At 63.6% G+C, this 15741-nt stretch carries 16 protein-coding genes and 1 pseudogene; 4 read left to right on the top strand and 13 right to left on the bottom strand.

The features are described 5' to 3' along the window. From RWT78_RS21105 to RWT78_RS21080, 6 genes and pseudogenes are all read right to left on the bottom strand, one after another. Nucleotides 1-435: pseudogene (locus RWT78_RS21105) on the bottom strand (rhomboid family intramembrane serine protease); the annotation flags it as partial. A 64-nt stretch (nucleotides 436-499) separates the two neighbouring features. Further along, nucleotides 500-1603 carry a succinyldiaminopimelate transaminase gene (gene dapC, locus RWT78_RS21100; RefSeq protein WP_003945226.1) on the bottom strand — a complete coding sequence of 368 codons (1104 nt, stop codon included), beginning with the start codon at nucleotides 1601-1603 and terminating at the stop codon, nucleotides 500-502. 5 nt (nucleotides 1604-1608) lie between these two features. Continuing rightward, nucleotides 1609-1932 (bottom strand): ferredoxin, encoded by a 324-nt coding sequence (gene fdxA, locus RWT78_RS21095; RefSeq protein ID WP_003945248.1) that lies wholly within the window; start codon nucleotides 1930-1932, stop codon nucleotides 1609-1611. A 146-nt stretch (nucleotides 1933-2078) separates the two neighbouring features. Further along, on the bottom strand, nucleotides 2079-2837 hold the full coding sequence (locus RWT78_RS21090; protein WP_042448778.1) for a hypothetical protein: 759 nt from the start codon (nucleotides 2835-2837) through the stop codon (nucleotides 2079-2081). Further along, entirely contained in the window at nucleotides 2837-5395 is a 2559-nt protein-coding gene (locus RWT78_RS21085; RefSeq protein WP_003945208.1) for a bifunctional FO biosynthesis protein CofGH, read from the bottom strand. Before RWT78_RS21085 ends, RWT78_RS21090 begins: the two co-directional genes overlap by 1 nt. Before the next feature lie 118 nt (nucleotides 5396-5513). Beyond that, the gene (locus RWT78_RS21080) at nucleotides 5514-5702 is read right to left on the bottom strand and encodes a hypothetical protein (RefSeq protein WP_003945217.1); all 189 of its coding nucleotides are present in this window, start codon (nucleotides 5700-5702) and stop codon (nucleotides 5514-5516) included. Between the two features lie 82 nt (nucleotides 5703-5784). Here RWT78_RS21080 and RWT78_RS21075 point away from each other — a divergent pair, with 82 nt between their 5' ends. Both RWT78_RS21075 and RWT78_RS21070 read left to right on the top strand, forming a co-directional pair. Then, nucleotides 5785-6288: a PH domain-containing protein gene (locus RWT78_RS21075; RefSeq protein WP_007726268.1), complete on the top strand. Its 504-nt coding sequence runs from the start codon at nucleotides 5785-5787 to the stop codon at nucleotides 6286-6288. Next, entirely contained in the window at nucleotides 6285-7856 is a 1572-nt protein-coding gene (locus RWT78_RS21070) for a PH domain-containing protein (RefSeq protein WP_003945231.1), read from the top strand. Before RWT78_RS21075 ends, RWT78_RS21070 begins: the two co-directional genes overlap by 4 nt. Here RWT78_RS21070 and RWT78_RS21065 read toward each other — a convergent pair. The 6 genes from RWT78_RS21065 to typA form a co-directional block, all read right to left on the bottom strand. Beyond that, complete coding sequence (locus RWT78_RS21065; RefSeq protein ID WP_003945251.1) at nucleotides 7816-8661, bottom strand: uroporphyrinogen-III synthase; 846 nt, start codon at nucleotides 8659-8661, stop codon at nucleotides 7816-7818. The two genes, RWT78_RS21070 and RWT78_RS21065, sit on opposite strands and share 41 nt — an antisense overlap. 51 nt (nucleotides 8662-8712) lie before the next feature. Further along, a complete protein-coding gene (locus RWT78_RS21060) occupies nucleotides 8713-9129 on the bottom strand; it encodes a hypothetical protein (protein WP_030536224.1) in 417 nt (138 codons plus the stop codon). 92 nt (nucleotides 9130-9221) lie between these two features. Next, nucleotides 9222-9380 (bottom strand): hypothetical protein, encoded by a 159-nt coding sequence (locus tag RWT78_RS21055; RefSeq protein WP_003945210.1) that lies wholly within the window; start codon nucleotides 9378-9380, stop codon nucleotides 9222-9224. A gap of 107 nt (nucleotides 9381-9487) precedes the next feature. After that, the gene (mshB, locus tag RWT78_RS21050; protein WP_314677923.1) at nucleotides 9488-10372 is read right to left on the bottom strand and encodes an N-acetyl-1-D-myo-inositol-2-amino-2-deoxy-alpha-D-glucopyranoside deacetylase; all 885 of its coding nucleotides are present in this window, start codon (nucleotides 10370-10372) and stop codon (nucleotides 9488-9490) included. After that, complete coding sequence (locus tag RWT78_RS21045) at nucleotides 10369-12153, bottom strand: ABC transporter family substrate-binding protein (protein ID WP_030536226.1); 1785 nt, start codon at nucleotides 12151-12153, stop codon at nucleotides 10369-10371. The genes mshB and RWT78_RS21045 overlap by 4 nt, the downstream gene beginning before the upstream one ends. A 151-nt stretch (nucleotides 12154-12304) precedes the next feature. After that, nucleotides 12305-14212: a translational GTPase TypA gene (gene typA, locus RWT78_RS21040; protein ID WP_007726276.1), complete on the bottom strand. Its 1908-nt coding sequence runs from the start codon at nucleotides 14210-14212 to the stop codon at nucleotides 12305-12307. 324 nt (nucleotides 14213-14536) lie between these two features. On the opposite strand from typA, the gene RWT78_RS21035 reads away from it, so the two are divergent. Beyond that, the gene (locus RWT78_RS21035; protein WP_003945207.1) at nucleotides 14537-14713 is read left to right on the top strand and encodes a hypothetical protein; all 177 of its coding nucleotides are present in this window, start codon (nucleotides 14537-14539) and stop codon (nucleotides 14711-14713) included. Here RWT78_RS21035 and RWT78_RS21030 read toward each other — a convergent pair. Then, nucleotides 14691-15116, bottom strand: a complete 426-nt coding sequence (locus RWT78_RS21030) for a (deoxy)nucleoside triphosphate pyrophosphohydrolase (RefSeq protein ID WP_007726279.1) — start codon at nucleotides 15114-15116, stop codon at nucleotides 14691-14693. The two genes, RWT78_RS21035 and RWT78_RS21030, sit on opposite strands and share 23 nt — an antisense overlap. Nucleotides 15117-15132: 16 nt before the next feature. On the opposite strand from RWT78_RS21030, the gene RWT78_RS21025 reads away from it, so the two are divergent. Then, a complete protein-coding gene (locus RWT78_RS21025; protein ID WP_003945236.1) occupies nucleotides 15133-15435 on the top strand; it encodes a 4a-hydroxytetrahydrobiopterin dehydratase in 303 nt (100 codons plus the stop codon). Nucleotides 15436-15741: the final 306 nt, after the last annotated feature.

The raw sequence follows: 15741 nt of genomic DNA, 5'->3' as shown, positions 1-15741 counted from the left end.
GGAGTTGCCTGCGCCGGTCGACGGAAAGACTGCGGTGGTGAGCAAACCGAACAACAGTTGACCGAGCAGGAAGAGAGCCCAGCCACGTGCGGCGCCCCAGAGCCGAAACGCAAGCGGTGCAACCAAGGCCAGCGTCACGAGATTGGTGACAGTTCCTGCGGCCCCTCCGTCCTGAACGAGCACGGAGGTCAGAATGCGCCACCATTGCCCGTCACGAATCAACGCGGGATCACGACGAAACATCTCGAGCAGTCCCGGCATCGCCGCCTGCAAGATGGAAGGCACTGCAACCATCAGCCAGAGGAGAGCCGCCGAGAGTGGGAATTCTCCGAAAACTCGACGACTTTTCAACCACACGAGCATCAGTGCAACCGAGGCAGCAACGACAGCAAAAATCAGTACCGCGTCCAAGCCGCCGGTCCCTGAGGTGGTCACAGCGCGACCTTACATCGGACCGATACCGACATCAGGGAACCTGACACCTGGGAAAGCACACGATTCAGGCGGAGAGGCGCTTTGCTGCCGCGGCGATTCGTTCGTCTGTTGCAGTGAGCGCGATCCGCACGTGCTTGCTCCCGCTCGGTCCGTAGAACTCACCGGGGGCAACGAGGATCCCACGATCGGCGAACCAACTGACCGTCGCTCGACATTCCTCGCCGCGCGTCGCCCAGAGGTACAGACCTGCCTCGGAATTGTCGACGGTGAATCCGGCGCCTCGAACAGCTTCGATCAACACACTACGACGCTCGCGGTACCGCTCGCGCTGGATGTTCTCGTGTTGGTCGTCGCCCAAGGCTGCGGTCATCGCCGCCTGGATCGGTAGCGGCAGGATCATGCCCGCGTGCTTACGCACCTCGAGCAGTTCCGACACCAGAGCCGGATCACCGGTGACGAACCCCGCGCGATAGCTCGCGAGATTGGACGTCTTCGAAAGCGAGTGGACCGCAAGCAAACCGGTCAGATCGCCGTCGTTGACACGGGGATCGAGAATGGAGAGTGCATCCGCTTCCCACGTCAATCCGAGGTAGCACTCGTCGGAGACGACGATCGCGCCGCGCTCGCGCGCCCAGGCCACGACCTTCTGCAAGTGCTCGAGGCCGAGCACCTTGCCGGTGGGGTTCGAGGGCGAGTTCACGAAGATCATCGCCGCCGACTCGGGACCGAGCTTGTTCAAGCCGTCGGCGCGCAGGACGCGAGCACCTGCCAGTTTCGCTGCGACCTCGTACGTCGGGTACGCCAACTCCGGAATGACCACTAGATCGTCGGCTCCGAGACCGAGCAGTTTCGGCAGCCACGCGATCATTTCCTTGGTACCGATGGCCGGCAGCACCGCTGCCGGATCGACGTCGGGAATGTTGTAGCGGCGATCCAGTGACTCCGCCACGGCCTCGCGAAGCGCGAGCGTGCCATGAGTCGTCGGGTATCCGGGCACCTCGGCAACAGAGGCCAGAGCCTCCTGAATCACCGGGTCCACCGGATCCACCGGCGTCCCCACGGACAGGTTCACGATGCCGTCGGGATGAGAGTGCGCCTTCGCCGTGACATCGGCGAGCGAATCCCACGGAAAATCAGGAAGCCCAGCGGCCACCGGAGTACGAGACAAGATCTCTATTCCTCACCCATGGGAGGCAGCGCCTTGATGAACGGCGTGTCGTAGTCGACCTTGCCGAGCTTGGCCGCTCCACCCGGTGAGCCGAGATCGTCGAAGAAATCGACGTTGGTGCTGATGTACGCGTTCCACTGGTCCGGGACGTCGTCTTCGTAGAAGATGGCTTCGACGGGACAGACAGGCTCACACGCGCCGCAGTCGACACACTCGTCGGGGTGGATGTAAAGCATGCGTCCACCCTCGTAGATGCAGTCGACAGGGCATTCTTCGATGCACGCCTTGTCCATCACATCTACACACGGTTCAGCAATCGTGTAGGTCACTGCCGATCTCCCTGCCTTCCTGTCGTGCATCGCCGCCGCAACACGCAGTTGCAAGGGGCCGAAAATCCGATACGACTCTCACGTACCGCGGGAACAGCCTATTATCCCCCTGCCGACCCACTCTGAGCAGGCGGGGGTAACACATTTCAGCCTACTGCGGTGATGTTCCTCGACCGAATCGCGATCCACTTCTCCCCCAGAGCGGCCGCGCGTACCAGTGCGCCCCGCTCACCGAGGTAATCCGCCACGACGCCGACCACCGGAATCTTGCCGAAAATCTCGTACGGTTTTGTCCGCGACGGCCGCTTGTGCAACTCGTCCGTGATGGCACGAAAAGTCTTGGACGTGCGCCACAACGTTCCGATGAGCGCGAACGGGCGCCAGGTCTCGTCGGCGCCGCCGGCTGATTTCTCAGCGAAGTCCTCTCCGGTGAGAAGCTCTCGAGACTTCGTCTCACGCCGGCACAGCACCGACGCCAGGAGGTCCACCTGCTGATCCCGTTCGGTCACTCCGTGTTCACGGGCAACCGCAACGAGCACAACGGCCTGATTCGCGAAGGCCAGCAGGTCCTGGATCGGCAACCGATTGAGGAGGACACCGAAGATGCCGGGAAACGCGACGGCAACGGTGTTGAGTGCACCCAACCGGGTCGTCCACCACTTCGAGCGCTGCTCGTCGGTCATCACCGACCACGCCGCCGTCCCGGGGAACTTGACGACGTCGAGGACCCAAGCGGCCGCGTCCAACACCATCGCAGCAGCGTTTCGCTCGGGATCGGTCGGCTCGAACGTCCGACGTTTGATACCGAGCGGATCGCTGTAGGCGAGGTCGAGAACCGGGTTGATCCCCCACACCGCTCGATCGAGAACCTCGACGACCTTGCGGTCCCCCAGTACGTCAGCCATCAGGCAATCGCTCCTTCGCGTCGTGCATGTGTGGTGGTTCGTTCGCGTGCCGGACGTCCGATTCCCTCGGCGATGGCGCGCAGTTCTGCGACGGTCTTCTCGGAACCGTGTTCGGAGCCGGCCATCCGCGAGATCGTCTCTTCCATCAGCGTTCCGCCGAGGTCGTTGGCGCCGCCGTTGAGCATCATCTGCGTTCCGGTGATGCCAAGTTTGACCCAGCTGGTCTGGATGTTGGGTATGCGGCCGTGCAGCATGATGCGTGCCAGCGCGTGCGCAGCGCGGTTGTCCCGATTGGTCGGCCCTGGCCGTGAAGCGCCCGCCAGGTACAGGGGCGCGCTCTGGTGAACGAACGGCAGCAGCACGAACTCCGTGAATCCGCCTGTACGGTCCTGGATTCCGCGAAGAACGTTCAGGTGCCCGACCCAATGGTGCGGCTGATCGACATGCCCGTACATCATCGTCGAACTCGACCGCAGCCCCACCTCGTGGGCCGTGGTGACCACTTCGATCCATTCCGCCGTCGGCAGTTTGCCCTTGGTGAGGATCCAGCGCACCTCGTCGTCGAGGATCTCCGCTGCCGTACCGGGAATGGTGTCCAGGCCCGCCTCACGAAGGGCCGTCAGCCAATCCCTGATGCTCTCACCACTGCGCGATGCACCGTTCACGATCTCCATCGGAGAGAACGCGTGGACGTGCATCGACGGCACGCGCTTCTTGACGGCCCGGACCAGGTCGGCGTAACCGGTGACGGGAAGTTCCGGATCGATACCGCCCTGCATGCACACCTCGGTTGCGCCGGCGACGTGCGCTTCCCACGCACGGTCGGCGACCTGCTCTGCCGACAGCGTGAACGCGTCGGCGTCACCCTTGCGCTGCGCGAACGCACAGAATCGGCAGCCCGTGTAGCAGATGTTGGTGAAGTTGATGTTCCGGTTCACCACGTAGGTGACGTCCTCGCCGACGGCATCCTTGCGCAGCGCATCCGCCAGTGCCACAACGGCTTCCAGGCCCGGTCCCTCCGCCGTGGCAAGGGCCAGGTACTCGTCGTCGGAACATCCGGCCGGGTCGCGTTCGGCACTGCGGAGCGCAGCCAGCAGGTCGGTGTCGACGCGAATCGGAGCACTGAGTTCGAGGACCTGTTCGCGCACGGTCTCCCAGTCGCCGAACGCACTGCCCAGGTCACTGCGGGTCTCGGTGTTGCGCCCGTCCGTGTCGATCTCGGTATTGAGATCGACGCGTCCGCTCGATTCCCACGACTCGTCCGGTTCCTGCCACGGTCGACCCACCGGTTTGGTGTCGGGCAGGGCGAGGCCGGTCTTGGGGTCCGCCAGCGCTTGCACGTGACCCGCAATGCGCGGATCGATCCACGGAGCCCCGGCCAGGACATATGCCGGTTGGGCCGCAGTGCGTTCGGTCAGCGTGAAGCCGCCCTCGGCGCTGATCTCGGCCAAGGTCTCGAGATTCGGCCAGGGACGCTCGGGGTTGACGTGATCGGGGGTCAACGGTGATACCCCGCCCCAGTCGTCCACGCCTGCGCCGAGCAGCGCGAGGCACTCGCTGTTCGAGACGAGATTCGGCGGACTCTGAATCCGCATCGTCGGCCCGAGCAACAGGCGTGCGACCGCGATGGCCGCGAGAAACTCGTCGAGTCCCGCATCAGGCGTATTGCGCATCGCGGTATCAGGCTTGGCCAGGAAGTTCTGAATGATCACTTCCTGGATGTGGCCGAACGCCTTCTGCGACTTGCGTATCGCCATGATCGACTCGGCACGCTCGAGGAAGTTCTCCCCGATGCCCACAAGAATTCCGGTGGTGAAGGGGATGTTCAGTCGGCCTGCGTCGGTCAGGGTGCGTAGCCGAACCGCCGGGTCCTTGTCCGGGCTGCCGTAGTGGCATTCGCCCTTGTCGGTGAACAGGCGGGTTGCGGTCGTCTCGAGCATCATGCCCATCGACGGCGCAACGGGCTTGAGCCGCGAGAGTTCCTGCCAGCTCATCACACCGGGATTGAGGTGCGGGAGCAGTCCGGTCTCCTCGAGTACCCGGATCGACATCGCCCGCACGTAGTCGAGGGTGGAGTCGTAGCCGCGTTCGTCCAGCCACTGCTTTGCTTCCGGCCAGCGAGCCTCGGGGCGATCACCCAGCGTGAACAACGCTTCCTTGCAGCCCAATTCGGCGCCTGCCCTGGCAATGTCCAAAACCTCGTCCGGCTCCAGGAACATGCCGTGCCCAGCGGCACGCAGTTTCCCGGGCACCGTGACGAATGTGCAGTAGTGGCACTTGTCCTGGCACAGACGGGTCAGCGGAATGAAAACCTTCCGCGAATACGTCACGGTGTTCGGCCGACCCGCTGCCAGCAGCCCGGCATCGCGAACCTTGGCCGCCGAAGAACACAGATCGGTCAGATCGGTTCCCCGTGCCTGCAGCAGCGTTGCCGCCTCGTCGACGTTCAGGGTCGCTCCGTCGCGTGCACGACGGAGAACTCGCCGCATCGCCGACGCTGACGGGCCGGGCGACGGACTGGACGAGGCGGACGCGGAAATACCTGGCATCGGAAGCATGGTGGGTTTGCCGGAGTCATCACCAGTTCGGTTCACCTAGCGATCATGCGCCATGTGGGACGACTAGTGCCACCCGGTGCCAGAAGTAGGAGGCCTCACCGCCCCGACACCGCCTCGATCACGACGGCCGGTAGTCGTCGTCGACCGCAACCTCGACTCGTTGATCCACGACGTCAGCCACTGGCGCGTCGAGCGGAATGTCGGTCAGATCGGGTTCTTCAGGGGCGTTCGGATCTACGGGTGTCGATTGTTCGAGCGCATCTGATTCCGGAGCCTCCGGGTCGAATGTCGCATCTTGTTCGGTCATCACGTGCTCCCTTCGCGGTCGCCACACTCCACGATAGGGCCGATGTCGACAGATCGCCCCTCACTCGACCAAAGTAGTGCCCATGACTGCGCCGCAACCGCTGACCATGGCCGACCCGTTATGGCGACCCAGCACCAAAGCCCCGAGGCTGTGGGCAATCACTGCCTCACTGTTCTGGGTACCCGTCATCGTCGCCGAAATCGTCTGTGCCGTCTTGATACCCGGAATCCCGTCCTGGGTGGTCGGCACCGTATTCGCAGTCACCGTGCTCTTCGCTGCCACCTACATTCTGATGGTCCCGGCGTGGCGGTATCGCGTCCACCGATGGGAGATCAGTGACACCGCGGTATACACACGCACCGGCTGGTTCACCCAGGAGCGACGCATCGCACCGATCTCGCGCGTGCAGACCGTGGACACCGAGCGCGGACCGATCGACCGCATGTTGGGTCTGGCAACCGTCACGGTCACGACAGCGTCGTCGGCCGGGGCCGTGAAGATCTCCGCACTCGACCAGGAAGTCGCCGACCGCACGGTGGCTCAACTGACGGAGATCGCGGGTACCAACGTGGGAGACGCGACGTGAACGAGAAACAGTTGGGCGACCCGACCACGATCGAGATCCCGGCAGAGGCGGAAACGGCAGCTGCCGAGGCAGCGGAAGAGGAACAGCCCTGGCTCCGCCTCGACCGACGCATGCTTCTGGTCCACCCCGTCAACGAAGTCGTCAAACTGCTCCCGGTCCTACTCGTCTCCGTAGTTCTCGGCAGCCAATCCGGTAACCACTGGTGGGGACTCGGCGTCGTCACTCTGCTCGTCATCTTCGGTTTGTTGCGGTATTTCACCACCACGTACCGAATCGGACCCGTCCACGTTCAACTGCGCACCGGGGTCTTCCAGAAAAAGCTGCTCTCCGTCCCGCGTAGCCGCATCCGATCCGTCGACGTCGAGGCCGGGGTCATGCACCGGTTGCTCGGACTGTCGATCGTGCGCATCGGTACCGGCCAACGCGCCGGGAGCGGCCACGATTCGAACAAGTTCGAGCTCAACGCCCTGTCGACCGCCCTGGTTCCGGACCTACGCGCCGCACTGTTGGCCGGCGCCCAGCAAGCACGGCGACTGGAAACCCCGGGCACGCCGGTCGAAAGCATCACCGAACCGGTCGACACCGAAATCGGTCACTGGGAACCGAGTTGGGTTCGCTACGCCCCCTTTTCGTTCACCGGAATCGCCATCATCGCAGCCATCATCGGCATCTCGTTCCAATACGGCATCGGCACTGCCGTCGCGAAATCCTCGGCAGTGAGCGACAGCTTCGACTCACTCGAGAGCCTCGGCATCGCACTGATGGTCGTCATCGCACTCGTCGTGCTGCTGGTGCTGTCGAGTGCACTCGCCTGCGTCCAGTACCTGATCGCGTTCGGCAACATGAAACTCACCGACAACGGCCGCATCCTGCATGTCAGTCACGGCCTGTTGAAGACTCGGCAAACCACACTCGACCGCGCCCGCCTCCGCGGCACGACGCTCAAGGAACCGCTCCTGCTGCGATTGGCCCGCGGCGCGCGGCTCGACGCCATCATGACCGGGGTCAGCGCCGAGAAGAAGGAATCTTCGCTACTGCTCCCGCAGGGACCGCGCAGGGAAGCCGAGCGAGTGATGGCCACCGTGATCGGTGACTCACGCCAGGCGTCCGCCCCGCTGATCCCGCACGGCCCGGCCGCGCGGCGTCGCCGGTACACCCGAGCACTGTTCCTCGCCGCGGTGGCGTTCCTGGTCTGTGTGGCGTGCGCGGCTTCTGGACTCGATGTACCGATCTACGCGTGGTTCGGGGTCGCCGTACTCGCCATCGGTGGCACCGCCCTCGCCTACGACCGATACAACGGCCTCGGCCACGCAGTACTACCCGGCTGGTTGATCACCCGAAACGGCTCGCTCGATCGCCAGCGTCACAGTCTCGAATCCGAAGGTGTCATCGGATGGACGGTGCGCGAGACGTTCTTCCAGAGGCGCGCGGGAGTGGCAACCGTCGTCGCCGCGACGCCCGCCGGCACCGGAAGCTACGAGGTGATCGATCTCCCCGCCGAGAACGCGTGGGAATTGATCGAAGCCGTCACTCCGGGCGGTGGCGACGTGTGGGCAGGTCGTCGATGATGAGCCTCGCCAGCGAACCGAGACGCGATCGCTCGGGCTGGATGGTCGGAACACCGAGGAGTTCCAGCGGAGCGGCCGTGACCGGTCCGACGCAGTAGGTCGGTACCGGTCCGCGCATCGCTGCGACGAACCGCTCCAGCTCGCCCATTTCTTTTGCCGTGCTGAGCATCGAGGAGACCGCGGGGGCACTGGTGAAGGTCAGCGCGTCGATCGCACCGGAACGAACTGCAGCGACCAACGCGCGGACCGGCGACTGATCCGGCGGCCGGATCCACCGATAGACCGATACCGGAGTGACAACCGCGCCGATGTCGGCGAGGGAGGCGCTCAGGTCCGTCAACGGCTCCCATTCGGTGATGGTGCCGTGCAACTGGACTGCGATGCGCAAGCCTGCCACTCCCTCGCTTCCGAGATGTGCCAGAACTTCCTCGGACGACTCACCCGAAGGCGACCATTCCTCGCGCAGTCCGGCGCCTCGGATGGCGCCCGTCGCCTTGGGGCCGCGGGCGATGATGCGCGTGTGGGCGAGAGCCCCGAGGAACTCCTCGGTCAAACCCCACGAGGCGACGGCGTCGAGCCAACCCCTGAAGCCGATCCCGGTACTGATCACGACCAATTCCGGAGGATCGGCAATCAAAGCGGACGTCTGAGTCCTCAGGTCTCGATCGTCCACCAACGGCAGCACATGGATCACCGGTGTCCGCACGATCTCCGCGCCTCGACGTTCGAGGAGCGTCGCAAATTCTTCGACACGCCGTTCTGCGGTCAAGGCGATAGTCGCACCCGCCAAATCATGTTCAGCCACAGGCTGAGTGTCCCTTATGCACGGGTCAGTTTCCTACGCGCGCGCCGAGAACTATTGCGAGCTGAGGGTGGCGAGTCTGTTGATCGCCACTTTGAAGAGGAAAACGGCGGCCGGAGCGATCGCACCGACCAGCAGCAGGAAGGTCAGAGGGGACGAAAGCACGAGTACGTCGCCGCCGGGGCCGCCCACCATGCACACCAAGAACCCGACGATCCAACCGGCGAGCGGCAATGCGGCCCTACCCGGCGTCGTAACCGTGCGGGCGGCGATCACCAATACGAGGTTCGCGGTCGCGGCTACGAGAATGCTGATGGGAAATGCCGTCGTACCGAGATGAGTCGGCAAGAACAGGACGGACAACACCGCGCACAAGAACCCGTCGAAAATCAGGACGCCGAGGATGACAGGGTCGAGCCACGACAGCGACGTTCCTGTCGAGGCGTCCGTGTTGTTCTCGACCGTCGTCATGGTTTTGATAGTGGTCTATCGGTCGTCATCGCGCGAGCGCGGGGTCCCTCCCGACAAGCACCCCGGCTCGCGCCCGAAAAGCACGAAGCTGATCAGGGAACCGGCGGGAACCCGAGCAGAGTCAGCAAATGACTCTGCTGATCTGCGAATGCGTAGAGCGACCCGTAATACAAGTCGTGGTAATAACCAGCCATCGGACGCAACGAATCGACGAAGGCGACGATCTGGTTCTGCAGGTCCCAGTTGTACATTTCTTCAGCCCCCAGGCTTTGCTGTTACCGAAAGGACCACCCATCCGGTGACACGCATCACACACCACTACGGCGTCGATCGCAATGCCTGTGAGCCGACGCCCAGGTCAGCTGTGCAGCCCGCCGAACAGATCGCGCTCGCGGCCGTCCTCACCCACCGGACCGAGCGCGCCGGCGGCCAATACGAAATGCTCGACCGTCAGGATCGGTTGGACCACGTTGTTCGACAATGCGAACTCGGCTCGGCTCGGGGCTACCGTCACCTGAGTGGCGTGGGCGCTCAATGCCCTCGCCTTCGCATCGATGACGCCTCGAACGTCGATTGCCGTCGTCACGTCTGCGTCCTCGACACTCGGCAATTCCCCGGGCTCGGGCAGACGCCAGTTCTCCGGGAACTCGGAAATCGCCGCGATGCCGCGTTCGAGTCCGCTGCGCTCGGTCACGGTCCAGTAGAACTTCGGAGTCGACCACGGCTCGCCGGTCTCGGGATACGCGGTCGTTCCTGCAGCTTCGACCGCCGCTGTCGTGATCGCGTGCGCCTGGATGTGATCCGGGTGCCCGTAGCCGCCGTTGGGGTCGTACGTGATCACGACGTGCGGCCGAATCTCACGAATGACGGCGACCACCGCGCCAACTGCTTCGTCGAGTCGAGCATTGACAAAAGCACGGGGATTGGCGGCCGAAGGTGTGCCGATCATTCCGGAGTCGCGATACCGACCGGCACCGGCGAGGAAGCGAGGAGCGGCACTGCCCAAAGCCGACAAAGCAGCGCGCAGTTCCGCGATCCGGTAGCCACCGAGTTGATCGGCCTCGGAAGCCACGAGCCCGGCCCACGCATCACCGATCACTTCGCCTTCCTCCCCCAACGTGCAGGTGAGGACTGTGACCTCGACGCCTTCGGACGCGTATCGCGCGATGGTGCCACCGGTGGTGATCGTTTCGTCGTCCGGATGTGCGTGTACCAACAAAAGCCGCTTCGCCGACGCGGTCACTTTTCCACCCTCACCCAGTCCGTAGCGTTTCCGAATATCCCCACCTGCACCGGCCCGTCGAGGACCACGCCCTCGACTCCGGTCCCGACCGCGACCAGCGCTCGGCTCTGCACGATCGGCAAAACCGCCGCAAGATCCCACAGCTTGGGTTCCGCATCGGCGATCAACGACCCGAGATCCCCGATGCCACTGAGCGCTTCGTCGATCCGACCTTGCAACGCCGGATCACACAGCCCGGACAGGTTGCTCGGAGCCTCGACGCTTGTCGTTCGGATGGGCTCCGGTGTCTGCGACGGCGTCGGTGCGGGCACTGCCGAACTTGTTGCCGGAGTGGAAGGTGCGCTCGGGCAACTGAACCGCGAGGCCAGCGAAGTGGCCGTGTCGGCGCCTGCCCGGCTCCAACCGACGATCATGTCGACGCGTCCTGTCGTCAGGTCCTCGCCGTAAAGTTCCTCCGGCGCCACCGATTCGACGGTCGCCAGGATTCCCACGTCACGCAATTCGTCGGCAGCGGTGTTTGCCACGGCGATCGCGATGTCGTCGTTTTCGGGAGCGCCGATCAGCAGTGTCAACTGGGCGCCGTCACGGACGATCGATCCGACCGTTCCAGTGCCCGTGACGATTCCGGTGGGCGGTGCCGTCAGGTAGCCGGCTGCGGTCAGCTCGCCCAGCGCCTGCTCCCTGGTCGGTTTCGGCGGCGCGGTGGGCGCATATCCCGGATCCGACGGAGCGAGAATCTGAGCTTTCACCGGGGCGGACGCCGATTCACTCCCTGCCGCCACCACGGCGAGCAGGTCCGGATCGAGCAGTCCCAGAACACCTTTACGCACCCGAACATCCGCGAAGTTCTTGCTTCGCCCGTTCACGTTGATGTCGAGAGTGCGCGGAACGTAGGAGAACGCCGTCCTGACACCCGGGATCGCAGACAGCTGAATATCCGTGGCACTACCCGAATGAACCTGCGCCACTTGGGCATCGTCGGTACGCAGCGCATCCGCCAACTGTGCAGCCGTTCCTCCGCGTCGCAGAACTATCTGATCCGGGTCTGAAGGCTTGCCCCAGAATCGGTCGTTGCGTTCGAGCACGATTTCGTCCCGGCCGCGGTCGACCGAGCGCACGTGAAAGTGGGCTCCCGACACCGGAATCCCCTCACTCAGGCCGGTGCTGAAACCGCCGGGAGTGTCCTTGATCAGGTGGGACGGAAGAATATCGGTGAACAACTCTCGCCATGCCGGATACGGCGCACGCATCACGACGTTGACCGTTTTGCCGCCGCCGGACGAGTTCACGTCGTCGATCATCTGATAGCCCGCGGGATTGACCACACCGGGAACCGAGATCATCTGCTGCCACAGGTAGCGAAAGTCTTCTGCCGCAATGGGAGCGCCGTCCGACCATTGGGCTTCGTTGCGCAGTTGGTAGCGAATCGTGAACGGGGCCTCCGACGTCACTTCAGCGGAAACGAGGAAAGAATCGTCGATCGCCCACTCCGTCGCGCCAGGTTGTGTGGGCGAATTGATCGGGCGAAACGCACTGGGCAGTACGAGGTTGCCGACTGCGGAGTTGACCGGCGACTGATCCGCGAGCAGGTGCGGGTTGAATCCGCCTCCCACCTCGTCGATTGCCACAGTGACCTGCTTCATCGCCGGAACGACCGGAGTCGGTGTGGGCTTGACGGTTTCGGTGCTCTCGACCGGAGGCGGCGGATCGGCTGTACATGCAGTCAGTGACAACGCCGTCACTGCCACTGCCAACGCCAGGTAGCGACGTCCTGAGGCCACAGACAATTCCTTCCGTACGGGGCCGCGTCGCCCCTTTGCACTCGATTCCCTGGCAGATCTTTCGCCTGGAAACCATGAAGGCGAATGTACCTTTCCGCCGAAAACTCGGCTGAAAGGCACATCCGCCTGTCAGGTTGTAACCGACGAAAGACTACAGAGCAGCCTTGTCGCGTGCCTTGCTACGTGAACGCTCGCGAGCGCGCTCGGTTGCGTTGAGGTGCACCTTGCGGACGCGGACGTCCTCCGGGGTGACCTCGACGCACTCGTCGCTGGAGCAGAACTCCATCGCTGCTTCGAGTTCGAGCTTGATCGGCTTTGCGAGGGTCTCCATCACGTCTGCGGACGACTGACGCATGTTGGTCAGCTTCTTCTCGCGGGTGACGTTGATGTCGAGGTCTTCCTGACGCGGGTTGATACCGACGACGTGTCCCTCGTAGGTGTCTGCGCCGGGCTCGACGAAGAAGGTTCCACGGTCGGCCAACTGGATCATGGCGAACGGCGTCACCGTGCCGGAGCGGTCCGAGACGAGCGAGCCGGTGTGGCGCGCACGGATCTCGCCGGCCCACGGGCCGTATCCGTCGAACACGGCGTTGGCGATACCGGTTCCGCGGGTTTCCGTGAGGAAGTCCGTACGGAAGCCGATGAGGCCACGCGAAGGAACGATGAACTCCATGCGAACCCAGCCTGCGCCGTGGTTGGACATCTGGACCATCTTGCCCTTGCGGTTGGCCAGGAGCTGCGTGATGGCGCCGAGGTACTCCTCGGGGCTGTCGATGGTCAGCTCTTCGAAAGGCTCGTGAACCTTGCCGTCGACGAGCTGCGTGACAACCTGCGGCTTACCGACGGTGAGTTCGAAGCCTTCACGACGCATCTGCTCGACGAGGATGGCGAGCGCGAGCTCTCCACGACCCTGGACCTCCCACGCATCGGGGCGACCGATGTCGAGGACCTTGAGCGAGACGTTACCGACGAGCTCCTGGTCCAGGCGGGACTTGACCATGCGTGCAGTCAGCTTGTGACCCTTGACGCGACCGACGAGCGGTGACGTGTTGGTGCCGATCGTGACCGAGATTGCCGGCTGGTCGACGGTGATGCGGGGCAGTGCGACCGGGTTCTCCAGATCAGCGAGGGTGTCGCCGATCATGATGTCCGGGAATCCTGCGACGGCGCAGATGTCACCGGCGACGGCGACCTCACCGGGAACGCGCTCGACACCGATGGTCGTGAGGAGTTCGGTGATCTTGGTCTTCGTGACGACGGGCTCGCCGTCGACCTCGCGGCACCAGGACACGGTCTGGCCCTTGCGCAGCTCGCCGTTGTGGATGCGAACGAGTGCGAGGCGACCGAGGAATGCGGATGCGTCGAGGTTGGTGACGTGAGCCTGCAGCGGTGCGTCGACCGAGCCCTTCGGCGCGGGGACGTACTCCATCAGCACCTGGAAGAGCGCGGTGAGGTCCTCGGCGTCGGGAGCCTTGCCGTTCTCGGGCTGCACGGTCGATGCCTTGCCTTCGCGACCGGACGCGTAGAGGACGGGAAGTTCGAGTGCGAGCTCAGCGGCTTCGGCGGCCTCGTCGGAAAGGTCCGATGCGAGGTCGAGGAGCAGGTCCTGAGCCTCGGTGACAACCTCTTCGATGCGGGCGTCGGGGCGGTCCGTCTTGTTGACGACCAGGATGACGGGCAGCGAAGCGGCGAGTGCCTTGCGCAGCACGAAACGCGTCTGCGGCAGGGGTCCCTCGGAAGCATCGACGAGCAGGACGACGCCGTCGACCATGGACAGGCCGCGCTCGACCTCGCCACCGAAGTCGGCGTGGCCGGGGGTGTCGATGACGTTGATGACGGTGATGGAACCGTCTTCGTTGACCTTATGTACTGCGGTGTTCTTCGCGAGAATGGTGATGCCCTTCTCGCGTTCGAGGTCGCCGGAGTCCATAACGCGATCGACCAGCTCGGCGCGCTCCTCGAACGCGCCGGACTGACGAAGCATGGCGTCGACGAGGGTGGTCTTGCCGTGGTCGACGTGTGCGACGATGGCAACGTTACGGAAGCTGGTGATGGTCACGCGATGGCTCTCCTGGCTGAGTTGATTCGGCCACGCGAAAGTCAAGTCGCACGGCTCTTCTGGTGGCCGCTGCACGAGTGTGTGATCCGAATCAGGGCACGAATCGCCTGAGAAGGCACCGCGGCCTAGTAAATACTACTCGCTCCGGGCTGATACTCCTGCATTGTGCGGCCTCTATCACCGCCCCCACCAGCGAATAGTGATCTGCACCACGCCGATGCGCGTAGGATTACGACCTGGAGAAACAGGTCATTTAAGGGTACGCTAACCTCGTTCCAAGAGCGGGCTCTCCGCCGTAGTGAAACAGGAAAGCCGCAGCGTCACATGGGAAAAGTCAAGGCAAGCAAGGTCTCGCAGCTCAAGCCGAAGAAGAAGTGCTGCCGCAAGAAGACGAGGTGCATCAAGTGTCCCGTCGTCATCATGCGGATGAAGAAGCTCGAGAACGAGGGCGCATCCAAGAAGGAACTGAAAGCGGGTCTCAAGAAGGCTCGTGCGGCGTAAGCGCGCTCAATTCCGCGAGTAACTCGGGGATCCAGGCTCGATCGTTGTCCACCAGATCCATCGACAACAGTTCTTCGGCGTCGACCCATGTCAATTGAGCATGGTCGAGCGCGACCGGTTCTCCCGACACCAACTCCGCCCGGTAGGCCCGCAGGACCAACCCAGGCGACAGTGGCACGTCGACACCGATTCTGGCGCCGCATCTCACCTCGACCGCCAGTTCCTCGAGCAGCTCCCGCGCCAACGCGTTCTGTGGCGATTCGAATTCTTCGACCTTCCCGCCCGGCAGCTCCCAACGACCGGCCAAAGCCGGCGGACTCGTCCGCTGCGCGAGGAGCAGCCTTCCCTCGCGGAAGATCGCACCGGCGACAACTTCCCGATCCCTTGCAGGTGCATCACTCATCGCACCATGATGGAGTATGGCCACTTTGTTGTCCGACTCCGCGATCCAAAACGCTCTCGACGAACTGCCCGCCTGGCAATTGTCGCCAGGGTCGATCACTCGCACGGTCGACTCCGCGACATTCCCGGACGCCATCGCGCTTCTTCAACGCATCGCGGCAGTCGCCGAGGCCGCGGACCATCATCCCGACATCGACGTTCGCTGGCGAAAGGTCACGTACACGCTTTCGACACACTCGGCGGGCGGTCTCACGGAACTGGACTTCGACCTTGCCCGTCGAATTGACGTACTCGTCGACGATTCGGTCCGTTTCGACTGATCTTCGAGTGAACAAACCTCGCAATCTGACGTAACAGTTGCATCAACTTTCACATAGATCACTTCAGTCACAGGTATGGTCGCCGTAAATCACGATCGAGGCCGGTCATGCCATAGACTCCCCCCGGTGCGTAGCTGCTCAGCAACTGAACAGCTGTACAACCCGGGGGCTCTGTACATAGAGTGACCCCTCGAGCCGTCTAACGCGGAGCTCGCCTAGGCGCCCGCGCGGTATGACTTAGGATGGGGAAACTGTGCTTCGATCCCGAGGTATGCGTTTGGCGTTATAATCCTTCGCTATTGCAGG

The sequence above is a fragment of the uncultured Rhodococcus sp. genome (genome assembly GCF_963525155.1).
Classification (GTDB): Bacteria; Actinomycetota; Actinomycetes; order Mycobacteriales; family Mycobacteriaceae; genus Rhodococcus_F; species Rhodococcus_F qingshengii.
The sequence above is the reverse complement of the archived record's forward strand: the minus strand, read 5'-3'. Positions and strand labels throughout refer to the sequence as shown.